The sequence below is a fragment of the Arthrobacter sp. 9V genome (assembly GCF_902506065.1).
In the GTDB taxonomy this organism is placed as follows: Bacteria; Actinomycetota; Actinomycetes; order Actinomycetales; family Micrococcaceae; genus Arthrobacter.
The window spans coordinates 1-1,078 of the sequence record NZ_LR732971.1; the positions used below are offsets into that span (position 1 = coordinate 1).

Annotated in this window: 2 protein-coding genes; both read left to right on the top strand. The window is 65.6% G+C overall.

The features are described from left to right. A partial coding sequence (gene rplO / locus BACI9J_RS22860; protein WP_159736667.1) for a 50S ribosomal protein L15 occupies positions 1 to 336 on the top strand: 336 nt, incomplete at its 5' end. Positions 337 to 483: 147 nt separating this feature from the next. Further along, positions 484 to 1,078: preprotein translocase subunit SecY (locus BACI9J_RS22865; protein ID WP_442858670.1), on the top strand; the 595-nt coding region annotated here is incomplete at its 3' end.

Below are 1,078 nucleotides of genomic sequence, written 5' to 3' on the forward strand. Positions count from 1 at the left end.
GGTACCAAGGGCACGAAGGCCCGTTACCAGGTCCGGGTCGGCTTCGAGGGTGGGCAGATGCCGCTGCACATGCGCACCCCGAAGCTCCGCGGGTTCAAGAACCCGTTCCGGGTCGAGTACCAGGTCGTGAACCTGGACAAGATCTCGGAGCTCTACCCCGATGGTGGCGACGTCACCGTTGCGGGCCTGGTCGCCAAGGGCGCCGTCCGCAAGAACGAGAAGGTCAAGGTTCTCGGTCAGGGTGACATCACCGTGAAGATCACGGTCGCGGTCGACAAGGTCTCGGCGTCCGCCGCCGAGAAGATCGTGGCTGCTGGCGGCACCGTCTCCCAGTAACCCCCGTCGGCGGCCCGTGCGTTTGCGCACGGGCCGCCGTTACGGTTTCCTTGACAGTGGCCGGCATCCGCCAGCCGGGTCGGCCCTGCCGACCGAAACCGGTCCGGCCGCGATCGACGGCCCCGGTCCCACAAGTTCGGAGTCATCGTGTTCAGAGCGGTCGCGCGCATCATGCGCACCCCTGATCTTCGCAAGAAGATCGGCTTCACCCTCGCGATCATCGCGCTGTTCCGTCTCGGGTCGTACATCCCGGCACCGTTCGTCGACTACACCGCTGTGCAGAGCTGTCTCGCCAGCGCGTCGTCCTCCGGCGGCCTCTACGACCTGATCAACCTCTTCTCCGGCGGCGCGCTGCTGAAGCTCTCGGTCTTCGCGCTCGGCATCATGCCGTACATCACGTCGTCGATCATCGTGCAGCTGCTGCGCGTGGTCATCCCGCACTTCGACACCCTCTACAAGGAGGGCCAGTCGGGCCAGGCGAAGCTGACGCAGTACACGCGGTACCTCACGATCGCGCTGGGCGTCCTGCAGTCCACGACCCTGATCACGGTCGCTCGTTCCGGCGCCCTGTTCGGCACCAACGCCTCCGCCTCCTGCACGTCGATCATCTCGAACGACAGCTGGTACGCCATCATGCTGATGGTCGTCACGCTGACCGCCGGCACCGGCATCATCATGTGGATGGGCGAGCTCGTCACCGAGCGCGGCATCGGCAACGGCATGTCGCTCCTGATCTTCACGT